At 67.3% G+C, this 19941-nt stretch carries 19 protein-coding genes; 2 read left to right on the plus strand and 17 right to left on the minus strand.

Annotated features, from left to right (window positions below; genetic code table 11):
* Positions 1–13 precede the first annotated feature (13 nt).
* Both L8F96_RS04935 and L8F96_RS04940 read right to left on the minus strand, forming a co-directional pair.
* A complete protein-coding gene (locus tag L8F96_RS04935) occupies positions 14–742 on the minus strand; it encodes a class I SAM-dependent methyltransferase (protein ID WP_046409958.1) in 729 nt (242 codons plus the stop codon).
* Between the two features lies 1 nt (position 743).
* Positions 744–1166, minus strand: coding sequence for a GtrA family protein (locus L8F96_RS04940; RefSeq protein ID WP_231621968.1), 423 nt, complete (start codon positions 1164–1166; stop codon positions 744–746).
* 114 nt (positions 1167–1280) lie between these two features.
* On the opposite strand from L8F96_RS04940, the gene L8F96_RS04945 reads away from it, so the two are divergent.
* Positions 1281–3059: an AcrB/AcrD/AcrF family protein gene (locus L8F96_RS04945; protein WP_334655324.1), complete on the plus strand. Its 1779-nt coding sequence runs from the start codon at positions 1281–1283 to the stop codon at positions 3057–3059.
* Between the two features lie 17 nt (positions 3060–3076).
* On the opposite strand, the gene L8F96_RS04950 is transcribed toward L8F96_RS04945, so the two are convergent.
* From L8F96_RS04950 to L8F96_RS04965, 4 genes are all read right to left on the minus strand, one after another.
* Positions 3077–4408: a sensor histidine kinase gene (locus L8F96_RS04950; protein ID WP_334655326.1), complete on the minus strand. Its 1332-nt coding sequence runs from the start codon at positions 4406–4408 to the stop codon at positions 3077–3079.
* 8 nt (positions 4409–4416) lie between these two features.
* A complete protein-coding gene (locus L8F96_RS04955) occupies positions 4417–5490 on the minus strand; it encodes a hypothetical protein (protein WP_334655328.1) in 1074 nt (357 codons plus the stop codon).
* Between the two features lie 24 nt (positions 5491–5514).
* Positions 5515–6702, minus strand: a complete 1188-nt coding sequence (locus L8F96_RS04960) for a hypothetical protein (protein ID WP_296219693.1) — start codon at positions 6700–6702, stop codon at positions 5515–5517.
* Between the two features lie 66 nt (positions 6703–6768).
* Entirely contained in the window at positions 6769–7062 is a 294-nt protein-coding gene (locus L8F96_RS04965; protein WP_046409952.1) for an Hpt domain-containing protein, read from the minus strand.
* 83 nt (positions 7063–7145) lie between these two features.
* Between L8F96_RS04965 and L8F96_RS04970 the strand changes: the two genes are divergently transcribed.
* A complete protein-coding gene (locus L8F96_RS04970) occupies positions 7146–9452 on the plus strand; it encodes a coiled-coil domain-containing protein (protein ID WP_334655330.1) in 2307 nt (768 codons plus the stop codon).
* 72 nt (positions 9453–9524) lie between these two features.
* On the opposite strand, the gene L8F96_RS04975 is transcribed toward L8F96_RS04970, so the two are convergent.
* From L8F96_RS04975 to nuoI, 11 genes are all read right to left on the minus strand, one after another.
* Positions 9525–9812 (minus strand): DUF1467 family protein, encoded by a 288-nt coding sequence (locus L8F96_RS04975; protein ID WP_046409950.1) that lies wholly within the window; start codon positions 9810–9812, stop codon positions 9525–9527.
* A 6-nt stretch (positions 9813–9818) separates the two neighbouring features.
* Positions 9819–11399 (minus strand): ribonuclease J, encoded by a 1581-nt coding sequence (locus L8F96_RS04980; RefSeq protein WP_334655332.1) that lies wholly within the window; start codon positions 11397–11399, stop codon positions 9819–9821.
* 274 nt (positions 11400–11673) lie between these two features.
* Entirely contained in the window at positions 11674–12474 is an 801-nt protein-coding gene (locus tag L8F96_RS04985; protein WP_046410048.1) for a type III pantothenate kinase, read from the minus strand.
* 11 nt (positions 12475–12485) lie between these two features.
* Positions 12486–13205 (minus strand): biotin--[acetyl-CoA-carboxylase] ligase, encoded by a 720-nt coding sequence (locus L8F96_RS04990; protein WP_269430572.1) that lies wholly within the window; start codon positions 13203–13205, stop codon positions 12486–12488.
* Between the two features lie 26 nt (positions 13206–13231).
* Complete coding sequence (gene nuoN, locus L8F96_RS04995; protein ID WP_046409947.1) at positions 13232–14692, minus strand: NADH-quinone oxidoreductase subunit NuoN; 1461 nt, start codon at positions 14690–14692, stop codon at positions 13232–13234.
* Complete coding sequence (locus tag L8F96_RS05000; protein ID WP_145118133.1) at positions 14692–16266, minus strand: NADH-quinone oxidoreductase subunit M; 1575 nt, start codon at positions 16264–16266, stop codon at positions 14692–14694. The genes nuoN and L8F96_RS05000 overlap by 1 nt, the downstream gene beginning before the upstream one ends.
* A complete protein-coding gene (locus L8F96_RS05005) occupies positions 16263–16388 on the minus strand; it encodes a hypothetical protein (RefSeq protein ID WP_296221171.1) in 126 nt (41 codons plus the stop codon). The genes L8F96_RS05000 and L8F96_RS05005 overlap by 4 nt, the downstream gene beginning before the upstream one ends.
* Positions 16385–18484, minus strand: coding sequence for an NADH-quinone oxidoreductase subunit L (gene nuoL, locus L8F96_RS05010; RefSeq protein WP_334655337.1), 2100 nt, complete (start codon positions 18482–18484; stop codon positions 16385–16387). Before nuoL ends, L8F96_RS05005 begins: the two co-directional genes overlap by 4 nt.
* Positions 18485–18491: 7 nt before the next feature.
* The gene (gene nuoK / locus L8F96_RS05015) at positions 18492–18794 is read right to left on the minus strand and encodes an NADH-quinone oxidoreductase subunit NuoK (RefSeq protein ID WP_046410045.1); all 303 of its coding nucleotides are present in this window, start codon (positions 18792–18794) and stop codon (positions 18492–18494) included.
* Positions 18795–18802: 8 nt separating this feature from the next.
* Positions 18803–19414: an NADH-quinone oxidoreductase subunit J gene (locus tag L8F96_RS05020; protein ID WP_046409944.1), complete on the minus strand. Its 612-nt coding sequence runs from the start codon at positions 19412–19414 to the stop codon at positions 18803–18805.
* Between the two features lie 39 nt (positions 19415–19453).
* Entirely contained in the window at positions 19454–19939 is a 486-nt protein-coding gene (gene nuoI, locus L8F96_RS05025; protein WP_046409943.1) for an NADH-quinone oxidoreductase subunit NuoI, read from the minus strand.
* Positions 19940–19941: the final 2 nt, after the last annotated feature.

Below are 19941 nucleotides of genomic sequence, written 5' to 3' on the forward strand. Positions count from 1 at the left end.
GGTGCGTTGTGGCTCAGGCCGGTTCGGCCAGCGTGATGATCGAAACGCCCGGCGGCATCGGCAGCCGGCCGACCATATGCCGTTCCAAGCGGAAGATCTTCTCGAACAGCGTGTTCAGCGGCGCGGCGGGTGGCGTATCGTCGCTGTCCTCGCGACCGGTGATCCGGCCCATGATCCGCGCCCCCGCGGCGAGCGGGAACAGCAGCGAGTTGAAATAGCCCAGCTTGCGCGGGCGCAGGCCCGCGGCATCGATCGCCTTAACCAGCGTCGTCTTGGAATAGCGCCGGTGGTGGTGGTTCACCACGTCATGCGCGCTCCACATCCATTGATGCGCCGGCACGGTGATCAGGATCTTGCCACCGGGTGCCAGCCGCGCACGCATCGCCTGCAGCGCGGCGACATCGTCCTCGATATGCTCGACCACATCCAGCACCGCGATCAGGTCGTAATGCGCGTCCGGCACGCCGGGTAGCGCCGGCAGCGGCGCATCGCCCACCGCCTTGCCCAGCCGCTGGCTCGCCACGTCACGCGCCGCCGGATCAATCTCGATCGCATCGACGCGGCCGAATTGCGCCAGCATCGGCAGGTTATGCCCCGTCCCGCACCCGATCTCCAGGATACGCGCCTCTTTCGGCAGCCGCCCCTCGCGCGTCAGATAATCGGCCAGGATGTCGCGGCGCGCGCGATACCACCAATGGGTGGAATCATGTTCGGCCATACGGTCGTAAACGCGGCGATCCATATCAGGAAAATACCCACAGACGGTTGAGCGAGAAGGTGACCAGCGGCGTCACCACCACGATCGGGATCAGCGGCCACCACCAGGGTCCCGCCAGCATCGCATCATCGGTCAGCAGCCACACCCAGAAAGTGTTGACCGCATAGCTGACCAGCGACACCGCGAAAAACTTGGATGCCGACGTCTTCGCCGAGACACCATGCCCGCGAAAGCTCCACTTGCTGTGCAGCACATAGCCGGACAGCATCGCCACCAGATAGCCGGCGATATTGGCGACCTGCTCAGACGTGATCTTGAACGCGGCGAGCGGCGAATAGACCAGCGCATACAGCCCGGTCGCCAGCCCCCCGGCCACGCCAAACCGGACCAACTGCCAGAATGTTTCGCGCATTTCTGCCGAGCCGAACTTGTTGCGAACAGCGTCCACGCCTTGCCCTTTGTGCCGCCTCGGGTAGAGGCGGGCGCCACCGATAGCCCGCCCGGGCCGAACCGGAAGAATGTCGTGGGCGTCTAATGGCCTGCGGTCGGCGAGGAAAGCCCCGTGAACAAGTTGCCCTCATCCTTGTCCGCCGAACTGGACCGGCACTGGATCAAGCTGACCACGATCGCCTGGGTGGTGATCGTGATCTTCTACGTGTGGAAACGGTGGGCGGCGATCCACTGGCTGTCGCTGGCGGACACCGACGACAACATGCGGCTGATGCAGGTGCGGGCGCTGCTTGACGGGCAGGGCTGGTACGACCTGCGCAACTATCGGCTCAACCCGCCGGTCGGCTTCGACATTCACTGGTCGCGCATCGTCGACCTCCCCATCGCCGGGCTGATCCTGCTGCTGCGCCCGTTCGTCGGCGTGGTGGAGGCGGAAAAGCTGGCCTGTGGCATCGCCCCCTTGCTGCCGCTCGGCGTCACGCTGATCGGCCTGGGCGCAACGGTCCGTCGCCTGGTCTCCCCGGTCGCCTGGCCGCTCGCGATCGTGTTCCTGATGGGCTCGACCGTCGCGCTGATGATGTTCATGCCCGACCGCATCGACCATCATGGCTGGCAGCTGGCGATGCTCAGCCTGACCGTCGCCGGGCTGTGCGATCCCGATGGCGCGCGCGGCGGCATCACCGTCGGGCTGGCCAGCGCGCTGTCGCTTACCATCGGGCTGGAGATGCTGCCCTATTGCGCGATGGCGGGCGCGATCATCACGCTGCGCTGGGTGTGGGACGCGGGCGAGCGCCGCCGCCTGCTGGCCTATGCCATCTCGCTGGGCGGCGGATGCGCCGCGGGCTATGTGATCTTTGCGTCTGAAGCCAACCGCGTGATGCGCTGCGATGCCCTCACCCCGATCTGGCTCAGCGTCTTTGTCGCCGCCGGCGCATTGCTGACGCTGCTCGCACTCCTGTCGCCCGAAAAGCGCGCGGTGCGCTTTGCGCTCGCCGCGGTCGCCGGCGCAGTGATCGCGGGCGGCTTTGCCACCCTCTTCCCGCAATGCCTGCAGCGCCCGGAGCAGGTATCGGACGAGCTCTACGCCAATTGGCTCAGCAACGTGCGCGAGGCAAAGCCGATCTATCGCCACGCCTTCCGCACCGGCTTCCCGCTCGCCGCCTTGCCGGTGATGGGTCTGATCGGCGCCGGGATCGCGATCTGGCGCGCGCGGCGCAGCCCGACCCTGATCGGATGGGCCTGCGTCGGCCTGTTCGCCCTGTTCTCCGCCCTGATGCTGCTGTGGCAGGTGCGCAGCGGTCCCGCGGCTCAGGTGATGGCGATCCCCGGCGTCACCGCGCTGGCCTGGATGGTGCTGCCCTGGCTCCTCGGTCAGCGATCGATCTTCGTGAAGGTACTGGCGACCGGCGCCGTCTTCGTCCTCATCTCGGGCATGTTCGCCGGCATGCTGCTGCGCGCGTTGCCGATCGACGTGCCCAAGCCCTATGTGAAGCGCGTCAATCGTGCGACGGGCCTGTGCCTGACCATGCCCGCGATGACTCCGTTGAACCGGATCCCCGCGACGACGATCTTCACCTTCACCGATCTCGGCCCGCGGCTGATCGCGCTGACGCATCACAATGCGATCGCCGGTCCCTATCACCGCAATGGCGACGCGATCCTCGACGTCCAGCACGCCTTCAAGGGCACTCCGGAAGAGGCGCGCGCAATCATGAAGCGGCACGGCGCGACGATGATGCTGGTCTGCCCGAACATGGCGGAATCGACGGTGTATCGCGATCGCGCGCCCGGCGGATTCTACGACCGGCTGGCGCATGGCGAGACCTTCGACTGGCTGACTCCGGTGCCGCTGCCCAAGGGGTCGCCGCTGCGGCTGTTCCGCATCAACTGAGCCGTCGCCCCGCGCCTTCAGGCGGCGGGCAGGCTCAGCACGAACCGCGCGCCCTCGCCGGGCGCGCTGTCGACCGTCAGGTCGCCGCCCATCACCCGCGCCAATCGGCGGGCGATATAGAGGCCAAGGCCGCTGCCGCCCGGCTCGCTGGTGTCGACGCGCTCGAACTTCGCGAAGACCCGCTCGTGATCCTCGGGCGCAATGCCCTTGCCCTGGTCGGCAACGATCGCGAATACGCGGTCGCCATCGCGCTGCAACCGAAGCCACACGGTCGAACCGCGCGGTGAATAGCGCACCGCATTGCCGATCAGATTGACCATGATCTGCAGGATGCGGCGGAACTCCCCGCGTACCGGCTGCGGCTCTTCCGTGCCGCCACGATCGATCGTCACGCCCGCATCGGCGGCGCGCACGGCAAGCAGCCCCGCGCCCCGGCGGACAACATCGGCCAGGTCGACGATCTCCGCCTCCGCGGCGAAATCCTCGCGCTCGATCGCCTCGATATCGGCAAGGTCGTCGATCAACCCCATCAAATGCCGTCCGGCGCTGGCGATATCGGCGGCGTAATCGGCATATTGCGGATCGATCGGCCCGTCGGCGCCGGCATTGATGCTGTCGGCATTGGCGACGATGCGGCCAAGCGGCGCGCGCAGGATACGATCCAGCCGGTGATTGAACGCGCCGTCCAGCCCGGTGCGCGGCCGGTGATCGGGCCGGATCTCCGCCGGATGCACGAACGCCGCACCGGCAAACCCGGCGAAGGCCCCGCCCCGGTCGCGCCGCACATGTCCCGCCAGCATGAAGCGGTCGACGCTACCCGCCAGCACAGCCGGCTGCTCCGCAAAATCGTCGACTGACGCGACCGCCTCCAGCAGCGGCAAGGCACCATGCGGGTCGCTTTGCAGCGTGAACAGCCGCGTCAGCGGCTGGCCCAGCACGCTCGCCGCATCGATCCCGTGCCGCTGTGCCGCCTCGATCGACAGGCGCTGCAACCGCAATGCCGCGTCCACGTCCCAGGTCCAGTCCGCGCCGGCCGGATACGGCACTGCCAGCGCGGGCTGCACCGGCCGCCACGCAGCACGCTCGCGCAATGGGGAAATGGTCAGCATCGTTGCGCGCGGGCCGGGCTCGGCCCGTACCCAGCAATCGATATCCACATCCATGTCGGCGATGGTGACCGCGCGTGAAAGCGGGATCTGCAAGCGTCGCGACAACCGTACCATCGCGGCGATCTGCGGATTGGCGAGCGGCTGCCCCATCGCACCGCCGGCCCGCTCGTTCAGCGTCAGGAACTCGGGGCTCGCCGCGACCAGCCGGTCTGCCGGGTCGACCTCAGCGTGAAGGGTCATGCCTTCGATCACGGCCGCGGGCCACCCTCGACGGCGGCAATCGCGGCGCGGTACGCCGGCGGCAGCGCCAGATCGGCCAGCGCGTCACGCGCGGCCGCGGCGGGAACCGCAGCGATCGTGTCGAGCAGCGCGCCAAACGCTTCCAGGTCGCGCCGCGGATCAGCCTCGGCAAGCAAATAGCCGATCCGCGCGATCGCGGCCCGTCCGATGTCGAGCGATCGCAGTGCCAGCCACAAGCGGTGCCCCCCGGGCTCCAGCGTCAGCGCCCCCACGATGCGCGGTGCCACCGCCATCCGCCGCGCCAGCATGGCAACGAACAACGCGACCGACCCATCGTCCAGCGCATCCACCAGCATGGTCGCTGGGTCTGACGGCTCGCGGTCGATCATCCGCGCCAGTTCTGCCGCGCATCGCTCCAGGCTGGCGGCCTCGTCGCGGGCAAGCAGATGCTGCTCGACCGCCGCGACGATCAGCCGGTCGGCGTCTCTGCCCTCCGCCTGAAACGTCGGCCGCAGCGCCGCGGCGACCAGCCATGCAGCGCGCAGCCCCATCGCGGGGGTCAGCAACTCTCCCGCGCCGGCGTCGCCCGCGGCCGATCGACTTTCCGCCAGGCGATAGCTGCGCGCCGCCGCAGCGACCGCCTGGTCCCGGCCCTCCACCAACCGCGACAGCAGCGGCATCTGCGCCCCGGGCGGCCGATTGGCCCTCAGCGCCTCGCCGAGCAGGTCCTGCCGTGTACGGTCCAGCAACTCCCCGATCAGCTCGGGATCGCGCAGCGCGTCACTCGCCGCCAGCCGGGCGATGAGCGGCGCGGCTTCGAAGGAATTGCCGGGCGCTGCCCCGCGCTGCGCCCAGCAACGCGCATGAAGGTCCGCGCCAATCGCGACGATCGTCGACCGCAGCAACAGCCCCAGCCGCGCGCGGGTGCGATCATCAAGCCGATACTCATCCGGCAGGAACAGGTCGTCGATCGTCGCCGCGAGATACCGCCGCGCACCCCGCCCAGCCGCGTCCGCACGCGCCAGCAGCGCGGCAACGTCCGACGGCAGGCCCGGCAGGCCTGGGCGAGAATCGACCGACATGCGCCTGCCCTAGCGCGGTCGACGTTAAGGCGCTGCTAAGCGCGCGCGTAAAGTTTCGATGGCGAGCGCAAGCGTCACCGTGGCGTAGATCGCCGCTCCGGTCAGCCCCACCATGGGCCAGCCGATCAGCGCGCCGAGCGCCAGCACCAGCAGATAGGCCGAGGGATCACCCCAGAACATCGGGCGATCCGCCGCCACAGCGCGGAGCCCCAGCGCCCCGGCCACGACCAGCGCCAGCGCCACGATCAGCGCAGTGAGCTCGCCCGTTTCGGCGTCGATCGCCCGGCCCAGCACCATCGCTGCGATCGCCGGTACGCCATATGTCAGCGCATCGGTCATCCGCCCCAGCAGCTCCTCGTCGCGCAGCCAAGCAAAGCTGGAGGCGATGGTCGCTGCGATCACGCCCAGCAGCGCAAGAAGAAGCCCCACGGCCGCCTGTCCGGCCCATAACGTGGCGAGCCCGCCCAGCGATACGATCGCCGCACCGGCGGCCATGGCGGCGGTCGGCACGTGGCGCCGCATCAGCGCGGGCAGGCACAGCTTGGCAACCGGCCGCACGATCCACCGCTGGAACCAGCCCGACCGGCTCGCCACCGCTGCGCTCACCACCGCGCGGCTGCGTGTTTCCAGCGTGTCGCGCCGCCGTTCGATCCCGTGCCCCGCGCCGCGTTCGTCGTCGGGCATCTGCAATCGCAGCGCGCCCGATTGCGCCGCCACATGGAGCAGCGCCGATTGCACGTCATAGTCGCGCGGCATGGCGGCGACATCGCCCAGATGGCGGCCATCGAGGCGCGCGATCCCGGCCCACGCATCGCCCCCACCGATCAGCTCATAGGCGGCGTCCGCTTCATCCTCCGCGGCGACCAGCAGGACATCGCCCCCTTCCCGCGCAATCGGATGCAGGATCGCGTCGGTCGTCACCAGCCCGTCAGCCAGCACCAGCAGGTGCGACAGAGGGTGCAGCCGCGCGGCGGCCTCCGCGGCGCTGCGCACGGTATCGACGGTCACGCCGCGCCGGCCGATGCGGGCTACGGCGCCCAGCAATTCGGGGGTGACGCGCGCGACGACGACGACGATCTGCGCCGCGCCCCCGGCGATCAGCAGGCGCGCCTGATATTCCACCACCGTCATCCCCGCGAAGGGCAAGGTGGCGGCCAGCGTCCCGGGCCGGTCGTCGGCTTCCTGTACGGCAAAGATCAGCCCTGCGAGCATCGGGCGCTGTTACGGTCAGTCCCGGACCGGAGCAATCGCGAACCGCGGCCGGACGGGCTTGCTAGCTTACAATCGTGCGATCATCTGCCGCAACTGCTTCACCATCAACGCATCGCCCGCAGGCTTGCGCGCCGCTTCCGTCGCGAGCGCCGCGAGGCGGACGGCACCGAAGCTCGCCGCCAGCCCCTTCAGCCGCCACGCCGCCGCCTGCCACGCCGCGTCATCCTGCGCGCTTTCGATCGCCGCCAGCCCGCGTCGGGCACTGTCGCGAAAGGCAGCGCGCAGCTCCGCGATCAACGCCGGGTCGTCGCCCACCGCCGCGCTCAGCGCCGCATCAATCGCACCGGGATCAACCGCCATGCACATGCCGCTAGCATGCAACGCTTAATCGCAGGTTGCCGCTATTTGCTTTGAGCGACATGATTTCGTGTTACACCTGCGACATGACCGGGGGCCCGACGATCATCGACATGCGCACGCGCAAACCCAGCGACGCAGCAATGCACAACATGGAGGAATCTCCAGCCGTGATCGCCGAGCAGGTAACCGTGGAAAACCAGGAAGCTATATACCTGCCTGAGGGCGTGGAGCCGGTATCGCCGTGGCGGACCATCGGACCGGTCGCGCTGGTCGGGGTATCGCTTATCTGGGTCGCGGCGCTCGTCTGGCTGGCGCGCGGTGACCTGGCCGCCATGTCCGCATTGGATCTGGCGCAGTTCGGCGCCGCGCTGGTGGCCGTTCCCGCGCTGGCAGGGATCATCTGGCTGGTCGCGCTGCGCACCAGCCGTGCGGAGGCCGAGCGGTTCGGCGCCACGGCCGCCGCCATGCGCGAGGAGGCCGCCGCGCTCGAACGCACCGTCGCCTCGCTCGCCGCCGCGCTCGATGCGAACCGGGACAAGCTGGCCGAGCAGGCCAGGCAGCTGAGCGCGCTGGGCGACAGCGCGACGGCGCGGCTGTCCTCGATCGGCCGCGGCCTGTCGGAGGAGATCGACCAGGCCGATGTCCACGCCCGTTCGCTGGCGGAGGCCGCGACCACGGCGCAGAACAGCCTGTCGGTGCTGCTCGCCACCATGCCCAAGGCGCAGAGCGAGGCTGAGGGGCTGACCACCCGCATCGAGAATGCCGGGCTGGCCGCCGGGCAGCAGGCGGCGGCGCTCGACGCGCAGATCGTCGCGCTGGCGGAGCGTGGCCGCGAGGCGGAAGCGGTCGCTGGCGGCGCGGCGCAGAAGCTCGCCGCGCACATCGGCCGGATGGAAGCGACCAGCGAGACTGCCGGGGCGAGGCTCGAGGCGGTCACCGGCGAAATGTCCGCCGCGGTCGACGCACTGCTTGATCGCACCGCACAGGCGATCGATGAATCGCGCAAGGGGATCGCGGCGCAGGCCGACGCGATGCTGGCGATGGTCGGCACCAACCAGGCCGCGCTTGACACCGCGGCGCGCGAAAGCGCGGAGTCGCTCGCTGAGCGGATCGCGGTGATCGAGGTAGTGATCGACCGCATCACCGAACGGCTGGATCAGCAGCGCCATGCCAGCGACGGGCTGATCGGCGATCTCCAGGGCGCGCTCGGCGGGATCGAGGATCGCCTCGCCCGCCTGCACCAGCAGGGTGTCGAACGCTCGCAGATGCTCGCCGCGTCGATTTCGGCGCTCGGTGGCTCGGCCGACGCGATGACCCAGGCGCTGGCCGCTGGCGACGCCATGGCGGGTCGCGCGATTGAAACCACCGAAGCGCTGCTGCTCGCGCTCGATTCTGCCACGCGCGAGATCGACGAGACGCTGCCGGCCGCGGTCGATCGGCTCGACGACCGCGTTGTCGCCGCCAAGGCGGTCGTGGTCGCCGCCAAGCCGGAACTCCTCGCGCTCGTCACCGCTGCGGAAAGCACCCATGAAGCGATCGAGGCGATTGCCCAGGTCATCGCCGAACAGCGCGGCAACGTCGACTCGCTGACCGGCACATTGCTTGAAACGCTGGCGACCGGCCGCGCGAAGGCGGACGCCATGGGCCAGATGGTCGACGAGGCCGCGGACCGCGCCAACCGCTTCGCCGAAGAGGCCGCCCCCCGCCTCATCGAAATGCTGCTTCGGGTGCGGGACACCGCCACCCAGGCGGCGGAGCACGCCCGCGAGGTGCTGGCGCGCGTCGTGCCGGAGGCCGCCGACGCGCTCGAAAAGTCCGGTGCTGCCGCGCTCCGCCGCGCCGTCGATGCCGGCCTCGACCAGCAGATTGCGCAGATCGCCAGCACCGCCGATGCGGCGGTGGGTGCCGCCACCCAGGCCGCGGCGCGTCTCGATCAGCAGCTACAGGCGATCCACGCGCTGACCGTGGCGGTTGACGAGCGCATCGACACCGCGCGCACCGAGCGTGAGCAGCACGAGCAGGAAAGCTTCGCCCGACGCGCCGCGCTGCTGATCGACTCGCTAAACTCGTCCGCGATCGACATCACGCGCAACTTCGCCACCGACGTCGCCGACAGTGCCTGGGCGGCCTATCTGAAGGGCGATCGCGGCGTCTTCACCCGTCGTGCCGTCCGCCTGCTGGGCGATGTCGAGCATCGCGAGATCGCGGCTCTGTATGACGAGGATGAGGCGTTCCGCGATCAGGTGAACCGCTACATTCATGATTTTGAGGCGATGCTGCGCACAATCCTGGCGCAGCGCGACGGCTCGCCGCTTGGCGTGACGTTGCTGTCGTCGGATGTGGGCAAGCTCTACGTCGCGCTCGCCCAGGCGATCGAGCGGCTGCGCTGACCCGCGGCACCCCGCCGCATCGGCACACAAGAAAGAGCGCAGGGGCGGTCGCCGCTCCTGCGCTTTTTTGTATCAATCGACGGTCGAGGTCCCGATCCCGTATTTGGTCATGTCGACCATGTCAGGCGTGATCCAGCCGTAGAGGTAATTGGCGAAGAACAGCGCGAACAGCACCGTTGCGACGATCGTGACGCGCAGGGCAGTGCGCCCGGCGGCAAATTGATGCGGCGCGCTGTCTGCCTGGCCGGGCACATGTTCCTCGCCCGCTTCCGCGCTGGTGCGCACCCCGAACGGCAGCACCAGAAACACGGAGAACGCCCAGAACAGGATGTAGATCGCCAGCGCCGACGTCCAGTTCATCGCTCGTCAGACCTCCAGCAGCAGAACATCGACCACGGGCTTCTTGCCCGTCCAGCGGGTGGCACAGCGCCGAACCGCGAGGCGAATGTCCTCCCGCAGGCGATCCATGTCACGCGCGCCGCCCGAAACCGCCTCGGCTGCGGCGTCCTCGGCATCGGCGATGAAGGCGTCGCGCTCTTCCTCGACCGGAATGCCCTGCAAGCGGACCTGCGGCGATCCGGCGACGCGCCGGTTCTTGCCCACCGCCACCGCGACGGAGATCTGGCCATGCAGGCTGATCCGGCGACGTTCGTTGATCGTGCCGCCATCCGCCGGCAGGATCACGTCACCGTCCAGCACCAGTCGCCCGACCGGCGCATGGCCGATCTTGGCAGGGGCGCCCGGGGCCAGCCGCACCAGGTCGCCATCGTTCTGCACCAACGTCTCGGGAATCCCCTTCGACAGGCCGAACCGCGCATGCTCCATCAGGTGGCGCATCTCGCCATGCACCGGCACCAGGATGCGCGGCCGCAGCCAGCCGTACAGCGCCTCCAGCTCGGGCTGTCCGGGGTGGCCGGACACGTGAACATGCGCCTGCTTCTCCGTCACCATCTTCACGCCGCGTCCCGCCAGCGTGTTCTGGATCCGGCCGATCGCGACCTCGTTGCCGGGGATCTGCTTGGACGAGAAGATGACCGTGTCACCCGACTCCAGCTTGATCGGGTGGTTGCCCGTCGCAATCCGCGCCAGCGCGGCGCGATCCTCGCCTTGGCCGCCCGTCGCTACGACCAGCACCTTATTGCGCGGCATCCGCATTGCCTCCTCGGGCGACACGGTGTCGGGGAAGTCCTTCAGATAGCCGCACGCGCGCGCGACCTTGATGATCCGGTCGAGCGAGCGCCCCGCAACGCACAGCGCCCGCCCGGTCTCCAACGCGACCTGCCCCAGCGTGTGCAGGCGCGCCGCGTTGGAGGCAAAGGTCGTCACCACCACGCGGCCCCGTGCGGCGGAGATCGCCTCCAGCAGACCGGTCTGCACCGTGCTCTCCGATCCCGACGCCTCGGCATTGAAGACATTGGTCGAATCGCACACGAGGACGTCGATGCCGCGGTCGCCGATCGCCGTCAGCTGCTCGGGCGAGGCGGGCGTCCCGATCACCGGCGCCGCATCCAGCTTCCAGTCGCCGGTGTGGAACACCCGGCCCGCGGGCGTCTCGATCACCAGCGCATTGGCCTCTGGGATGGAGTGCGACATCGGCACGAACTCGAACCCGAACGGTCCGACGCGGAACGCCTCGCCCGGCTGGATCACGCGGATCTTCACCCGGTCGGCGATCCGCTCCTCCTCCAGCTTGTGCCGGATCAGGCCCGCGGTGAACGGCGTCGCATAGATCGGCACGCCCAGGTCATCAGCCAGATACGGCAGCGCGCCGATATGGTCCTCATGGCCGTGCGTGATGACGATGCCGTCCAGCGTGTCGAGCTGATCCTCGATGAAGCTCAGGTCCGGCAGGACCAGGTCGATCCCCGGATATTGATGGTCGGCAAAGGTAACGCCGCAATCCACCATCACCCACCGGCCATCATGGCCGTACAGGTTCACGTTCATCCCGATTTCACCTGAGCCGCCGAGGGCGCAGAAGAGCAGTTCGTTCTTCTTCTTGGAAATGATCTCAATCCTTCACTGCCCGCGAAGCAACGCCCGGCGGGTAGGCGCACGCTCCGGCGCGCCGTTTCACGCGACCTCCAATATGGGGGAGGCCTTCCCCAATCCCGTCCCCCGCTTTGTCCAGCGGGCGCCTAATGCTGCTGCCGATAGGGCCGTCGTCTCGACGCCGGTATCGTAGCCGGCGGGCAACCTTGCCCTTCAGCGGCAGAGAAACTCACGCAGCAATATGGGCGCGCTCCCACATGATCGCCAGCCCCTGGATCGTCAGGTCGGGCTCGATCGCGTCGAACACGTCGGTATGCTGCTCGAACAATGTCGCGAGGCCACCGGTGGCGATCACCTTGGCGGGCCGGCCGATCTCCGCCTTCATGCGGCTGACCAGCCCCTCGATCATGGCGATATAGCCCCAGTAGATGCCGATGTTCATCTGATCTACCGTGTTGCGGCCGATCACGCCGACATTGCCCTTGGGCGCCTCGATGGCGATCCGCGGCAGCTTCGCCGCGGCATTGACCAATGCGTCGAGCGACAGGTTAATTCCCGGCGCGATGATCCCGCCCTTATAGGCGCCGTTGAAGTCGGACACGTCCAGCGTCGTCGCGGTGCCGAAATCGATCACGATCAGGTCACCCGCGTGCAGCGCATGCGCCGCAATCGTATTCACCGCGCGGTCCGCACCCAGGCTTTGCGGCTCGTCAACGTCCAGCGCGACGCCCCATTCCACCGGCGGCCGTCCGGCGATCAGCGCATCGGTGCCGAAATATTTGCTCGAAAGCACTTCCAGGTTGTGCAGCGCGCGCGGCACCACCGTGGAGATGATCACCCCGTCGACATCGCTGCGCTGATAGCCTTCCAGCGCCAGCAGCTGGCTCAGCCAGACGGCATATTCGTCGGCGGTACGGCGCGGGTCGGTGGCAATCCGCCACCGGGCGCGGATCTCACGGCCGCCCTCTGGCCGCAAGGCGATCAGCGCGAACACCACATTGGTATTTCCCGCATCAACCGCGAGCAGCATCATCCCCTCCCCTACACCAGGAACACGTCGGCCGCGTGAATGACACGCGTGGTTCCATCCGCCAAGCGCAGCCGTAGCGCGCCGTCGCTGGCCAGACCATCATATTTGCCGGCAACCGACGTCCCGTCGGACAGGTTGGCAATCAGCGGCGTACCCGGCGCATGCGCCTGCCGCTCCCACCGCGCGATGACCGGCGGCAGCCCGTCACGGCGCCACGTCTCCAGCCATGTCGCGAAATCTGCCACCAGATGCTCGAACAGCTCGGCAGCGGAGTGGACCCACAGCCGGCCGGCAAGGCTGGCGGTCTGCCGCCCCTCGATCGACGGATGGCTCGACAGATTGACGCCAAAACCAGCGACGATCGCATCGCCGTGCCGCTCCAGCAGGATGCCGGCAAGCTTGGCGTTATCGAGCAGCAGGTCGTTGGGCCATTTGATCGTGACGGTCGGGCAGCCGAGCGTCCCGATCGTGTCCGCCAGCGCGACCGCGCACACCAGCGCCAGCGACGCGGCGGGCGGGTCATCGGCCCGCACCCGCACCAGCGTGCTGGCATAGACATTCCCGATCGGGGAGCTCCAGGCCTTCCCCTGCCGCCCGCGCCCGGCGGTCTGCCGCTCGGCACGCAGCCAGCTCCCTTCCGGGGCGCCGGCCGCGGCGAGGGCCAGCATGTCGGCGTTGGTGGAGCCGGTTTCCGCGACCGTGCGGATGCGGTCGCCCGCCGTGCCCTTCACCGCGACACCGTCACGCCGCTGAACCGTCAGAACAGCGCCTGCGCAGCGTTGATCGACCAGGCACTGAGCAGCGGGATGGCCAAATAGCCGAGCGGCGACACGGCCACTGCCGCGACAGCGATCATCCCGCCCTCCAGCTTGTCACCCTCGCCAAACGGCACCGTCGGCTCGTCGAAGTACATCGTCTTGACGACGCGCAGGTAATAATAGGCACCGATCGTGCTCGCCGCGATGCCGATGACGGCCAGCGGGAACAGCCCGGCGCGCACCGCCGCATCGAACACCGCGAACTTCGCCCAGAAGCCGAACAGCGGCGGAATGCCAGCCAGGCTGAACATGAAGATCGCGAGCCCGGCCGCCAGCCACGGCCGCGTGCGCGACAGGCCCGACAGCGACGCCAGCGTCTCCACCGGCTGTCCTTCGGGCGTGCGCATCTGCAGCACGACCAGGAACGAGCCCAGCGTCATGATGACGTAGATCGTCATATAGGTCAGCACGGAGGCGACGCCCTCGGGCGTGCCCGCGGCAAGACCGATCAGCGCGAAGCCAACGTTGTTGATCGACGAATAGGCAAGCAGTCGCTTGATGTTGCTCTGGCCGATCGCGGCAACCGCACCGAAGATGATCGAGGCGAGCGCCGCGAAGATCACGATCTGGCGCCACTGGTCCTCGGCCGGGCCCATCGCCTCGATCGCGACACGAACGGCGAGTCCGACGGCGGCAACCTTCGGCGCCGAGGCGAAGAAGGCAGTGACCGGCGTCGGTGCGCCTTCGTACACGTCCGGGGTCCACATGTGGAACGGCACGGCGCTGATCTTGAAGGCGATGCCGGCGAACACGAAAACCAGGCCGAACATCAGGCCGATCGACCGTCCGTCACCGCTCAGCGGCGATGCGGCATAGGCGCCGGCGATTTCGTCGAACATGGTCGAACCGGTGAAGCCGTACACCAGGCTGATGCCATAGAGCAGGATGCCGCTCGCCAGCGCGCCGAGCACGAAATACTTCAGGCCCGCCTCGGCCGACCGTTGGTCCTGCCGCATGAAGCTGGCAAGGACATAGGCGGCAAGGCTCTGCAGCTCGAGGCCGATGTACAGCGTCAGCAGATCGCCCGCCGATACCATCACGCCCATGCCGATTGCCGACAGAAGGATCAGCACCGGATATTCCGGGCGCAGATTCTCACCCGCCGTCCGCTCGAAGAAGCGCGGCGCGAGCAGGATCGCGACCGCCGCGGCGAAATAGATCAGTACCTTGGCGAAACCGGCAAAGGCATCCGCGCGGTACATGCCGTCGAACGCAGCGCCGCCGTTGGTTGCCGGGCCGATCAGCGCCAGGCACGCGCCGCCAAGGATCGCCACCGCGGTCCAGGACACGGCGCGCGTCGACGCGGAGCCGCCCCACGCAGCCACCAGCATCAGTGCCAGCGCACCCAGCGCCAGCACGATCTCGGGAAGGGTCATCGCGACCTGCGATGCGTAGTCCATCAATGCGCCTCCCCATGGGCGTCAGATACAGCAGCAGAAGAACCGGCGGCCGAATGGCCCGCACCATGCGCGGCAGGCGCCACGCCAGTACCCGGCGTGGGCAGTGAATCGCCCGCCGGACGATCACGATCGATCCGGGCAAGCAGGCGCTCGGTGTCGGCACGCATCGGCGCAATGAAGCTTTCCGGATACACGCCCATCCACAGGACGACCGCGGCGATCGGTGCCAGCAGCCACATCTCGCGCGCCGACAGGTCGGGCATCGCGCGCACTTCCTCCGACTTGATCTCACCCCACACGACGCGACGGTACAGATACAGCATATACGCCGCGCCCAGGATGATGCCGGTCGTGCACAGCAGCGCGATCGTGGTCGACACTTGATAAGTGCCCATCAGTGCCAGCAGTTCGCCCGGGAAGTTGCTGGTGCCCGGCAGGCCGATTGAGGCCATGGTGAACAACAGGAACAGGATCGCGTAGCGCGGCATGTTGTTGGCGAGGCCACCGTAACGCGAAATCTCGCGGGTGTGCAGCCGGTCGTAGATGACGCCGACGCACAGGAACAGCGCGCCCGACACCAGGCCGTGGCCCAGCATCACCAGCATCGCACCCTCGATGCCCTGCGCGTTGAACGCGAACAGGCCGATCGTCACGATCGCCATGTGCGCGACCGACGAATAAGCGATCAGCTTCTTCATGTCGGACTGCACCAGCGCGACAAGGCTGGTGTAAATCACCGCGACTGCGCTCAGGCCGAACACCAGCCACACCAGCGATGCGGACGCCTCCGGGAACATCGGCAGGCTGAAGCGCAGGAAGCCATAACCGCCCAGCTTCAGCAGCACGCCCGCCAGGATCACCGACCCCGCGGTCGGCGCCTGCACGTGCGCGTCGGGCAGCCAGGTGTGCACCGGCCACATCGGCATCTTCACCGCGAACGAGGCGAAGAAGGCGAGCCACAGCCACGTCTGGACGTCCGGCGGGAAGTCATAGTTCATCAGCACCGGGATCGACGTCGTGTCGGCGGTGATGCTCATGTAAAGCATGGCGATGAACATCAGCAGCGAGCCGAGCAGCGTGTACAGGAAGAACTTGTACGACGCGTAGATGCGGTTCGCCCCGCCCCAGATGCCGATGATCAGGAACATCGGGATCAGGCCGGCTTCGAAGAAGATGTAGAACAGGAAGATATCCTGCGCCGCGAAGGTGCCGATCATCAGCACCTCGGTCAGCAGGAACATCGCCATATATTCCGGCACGCGCTTTTCGATCGCCTGCCACGATGCCCCAATGCAGATCGGCATCAGGAACACGCTCAGCATGATCAGCAGCAGCGCATAGCCATCGATGCCCAGCGCCCAGGCGAACCGCCCGAACACCGGCGCATATTCGACGAACTGCCACTGCGCCCCGCCAATGTCGAAGCTGAGCCACAGGATGACGCCCAGCGCGAGATCGGCCAGCGTCGCCGCAAGGGCGAGCCAGCGCGCACTCTGGGCGGACAGGAAGAAGCAGGCGATCGCGGCAATGGCCGGGATCGCGAGCATCACGGAAAGGATCGGGAAACCGGTCACTTCGCCCCCAACAGACCGTTCGGGCCGAACGTCACGACGTCCAGCCCTGCCCCTTCGAACGGGGTGAAGAAGTACAGCGCCTTGCCAGGCTCGGCGCGAACGAAAGAAGCGGCGTGGGTCATCCTGCGATCACCCAAGTTACCGCGGCGGTGAGGCCGATCAGCATCACGAACGCATAGGTATAGACGTAGCCCGTCTGGATCCGCCCGGCGACGCGGCTCGACTGAGCCACGATCCAGGCCGATCCGTTCGGCCCGAAGCGGTCGATCGTACCTTCATCACCCATGTGCCACAGGAAGCGGCCGATGGCGAAGGACGGGCGCACGAACAACAGGTCGTACAGCTCATCGAAATACCATTTGTGGGCGATGAAATTGTACAGGACGTCGAACGTCGTGGTGAACCGCTTCGGTATGTCGGTCCGCCAGATGTAGGCGATCCACGCCAGCGCCAGGCCGATGATCATCACGATCGTCGCGGCCAGTTTCACCAGCAGCGGCACCTCGTGCATCTCGTGCGCCAGATGCTCGTTGAACGCGAGCGACCCGCGCCAGAACGCCTCGCCCGCCTCCGGCTCGATGAACCAGTAATGGAACACATAGCCGGCGAGCACCGCGCCGATCGACAGGACGATCAGCGGGATCAGCATGACCAGCGGGCTCTCATGCGGATGATAGCCAGCGGTGCCGGTCGGCACGTCATCGGTGTCCGCGCCATGCGCGTGCGGCGAATGGCCGGCATCCTCATGCGCGACACCGCCACCATGCGCCTCCGCGGCATGATCGTCCGCGTCATGGACGGGATGATCATGGTGACGGTCGTGCACCGCGTGCTGGATATGCTCCGACCCGGCCCAGCGCGGCTTGCCCCAGAAGGTCAGGAACATCAGGCGCCACGAGTAGAAGCTCGTCAGCAGCGCAGCGAAGGTACCGACCCAGAAGGCGCCCTGCCCGCGGCCCGATGCCCAGGCCACTTCAAGGATCGCGTCCTTCGAGTGGAAGCCGGCAAAGCCACCGATGCCGTAGATGCCCACGCCCGTGATCGCCAGCGTACCCAGCATCATCGCCCAGAAGGTGATCGGGATATGCTTACGCAGGCCACCGTAGAAGCGCATGTCCTGCTCATGGTGCATCGCATGGATGACTGAGCCGGCACCCAGGAACAGCAGCGCCTTGAAGAAGGCGTGCGTGAACAGGTGGAACATCGCCGCGCCATACGCACCAACGCCCGCGGCGAAGAACATATAGCCGAGCTGCGAACAGGTCGAATAAGCGATCACGCGCTTGATGTCGGTCTGCGTCGTGCCGACGGTCGCGGCGAACAGGCAGGTCGCGGCGCCAACGCCGGTGACGACCATCAGCGCGGTCGGCGACGCTTCGAACATCGGCGACAGGCGGCAGACCATGAAGACGCCCGCGGTGACCATCGTCGCCGCGTGGATCAGCGCCGACACCGGGGTCGGACCTTCCATCGCGTCCGGCAACCAAGTGTGGAGGCCCAGCTGCGCCGACTTGCCCATCGCGCCGACGAACAGCAGCAGACAGATCACCGTCATCGTGTCGAAGCGATAGCCAAGGAAGCCGATCGTCGAGCCGGCCATGCCCGGCGCCATCTCGAGGATGGCGGGGATCGAGACGGTGTCGAACACCAGATAGGTGGCAAAGATGCCCAGCATGAAGCCAAGGTCGCCGACACGGTTGACGACGAATGCCTTGATCGCCGCCGCCTGTGCGCTCGGCTTCTTGAACCAGAAACCGATCAGCAGATAGCTGGCGAGGCCGACGCCTTCCCAGCCGAAGAACATTTGGATCAGGTTGTCGGCCGTCACCAGCATCAGCATCGCGAAGGTGAACAGCGACAGATAGGCGAAGAACCGCGGCTGATCCGGGTCCTCGCTCATATAGCCCCAGCTATAGAGGTGAACGAGCGCCGAGACGCTGGTGATCACCACCAGCATCACGCTGGTCAGCGCGTCGAGCCGCAGCGTCCAGGACGCGTCAAACGTGCCGGAGGTGAGGAAGTGCAGCACCGGCGTCACGCTGGCGCTCATCCCGCCCGACATGAAGCCGAGGAAGATCGGCCACGACAGCGCGCAGGAGATGAACAGCGCGCCCGTCGTCACGCCCTTGGCGACGACGCCGGGGATCGACTTGTTGCCGAAGCCAGCGATGATCGCCGCGAGCAGCGGCAGGAATACGATGAAGAGGATCGAGGTCACGGGTCGTTCAGCCCTTCATCCGGCTGGGATCATCAACCGAGATCGAGCCCCGGCCACGGAAGAAGATGACGAGGATCGCCAGACCGATCGCCGCCTCGCCGGCAGCCACGGTCAGCACGAACATCGCAAAGACCTGCCCCACCAGATCGCCCAGCGCCGAGGAAAAGGCGACGAGGTTGATGTTCACCGCCAGCAGGATCAGCTCGATCGCCATCAGGATGACGATGATGTTCTTCCGGTTGAGGAAGATGCCCAGCACCCCGGTCGTGAACAGCAATGCCGCCACGACGAGGTAATGGACCAGACCGATTCCGCCACTCACAGCTTCACCCCCTGCCCGATTTCCGGTCGCACGTTACGCGTCGCATCCTGCGGACGCCGCGCGATCTGCTGCGCGATGTTCTGCCTGATGACCCCGCCACGCTGGCGATGCGTCAGCACGATCGCGCCGATCATCGCGACCAGCAGCACCAGGCCCGCCGCTTCGAACACGAAGAGGTAGCGGGTGTACAGCAGGTTGCCGATCGCCTGGACGTTCGGGATGGTCGGATCGATCGGCGCACCGCGGCGTGCCAGGTCAACCCCGCCCTCGCTCCATGCGCCGACCCCGATGATGATCTCGCACACCAGCGCCACCGCCAGGACCAGGCCGATCCCGAAATAGCGCACGAAACCAGCGCGCAGCTCGGCGAAGTCGATGTCGAGCATCATGACCACGAACAGGAACAGCACGGCGACCGCGCCGACGTACACGATGACGAGCAGCATCGCGATGAACTCGGCGCCGACCAGCACCATCAGGCCCGCGGCGTTGAAGAACGCCAGGATCAGCCACAGCACGCTGTGCACCGGATTGCGCGAGGCAATCGTCATCACGCCCGAAACGAGCACCACGATCGCGAAAAGGTAGAAGGCGAGGGCCTGGATCATGCCGACACCTGGAAAAGCCGTTGAATCATCGCGCGCCGCCTATCGATATGCCGCGTCCGCGGCAATGTTTGCCGCAATCGCGCTTTCCCAGCGATCCCCGTTATCGAGCAGCTTGGCCTTGTCGTAGATCAGCTCCTCGCGGGTCTCGGTCGAGAATTCGTAGTTCGGCCCTTCGACGATCGCGTCCACCGGGCAGGCCTCCTGGCACAGCCCGCAATAGATGCACTTGGTCATGTCGATGTCGTAGCGCGTCGTCCGGCGGCTGCCGTCGTCGCGCGGCTCGGCCTCGATCGTGATCGCCTGCGCCGGGCACACCGCCTCGCACAGCTTGCATGCGATGCAGCGTTCCTCGCCATTGGGATAGCGGCGCAGCGCATGCTCCCCACGGAACCGCGGCGAGAGCGGGTTGCGCTCGAACGGATAGTTGATCGTCGCCTTGGGCTTGAAGAAATACCTCAAGGTCAAAGCGTGCGCCTTCACGAACTCCCAGAGGGTGAAGGCCTTGATCGTCGAAGCGATACCCATCG

Origin of the sequence: Sphingomonas panaciterrae (genome assembly GCF_036890205.1) — a bacterium.
GTDB classification, from domain to species: domain Bacteria; phylum Pseudomonadota; class Alphaproteobacteria; order Sphingomonadales; family Sphingomonadaceae; genus Sphingomonas; species Sphingomonas panaciterrae.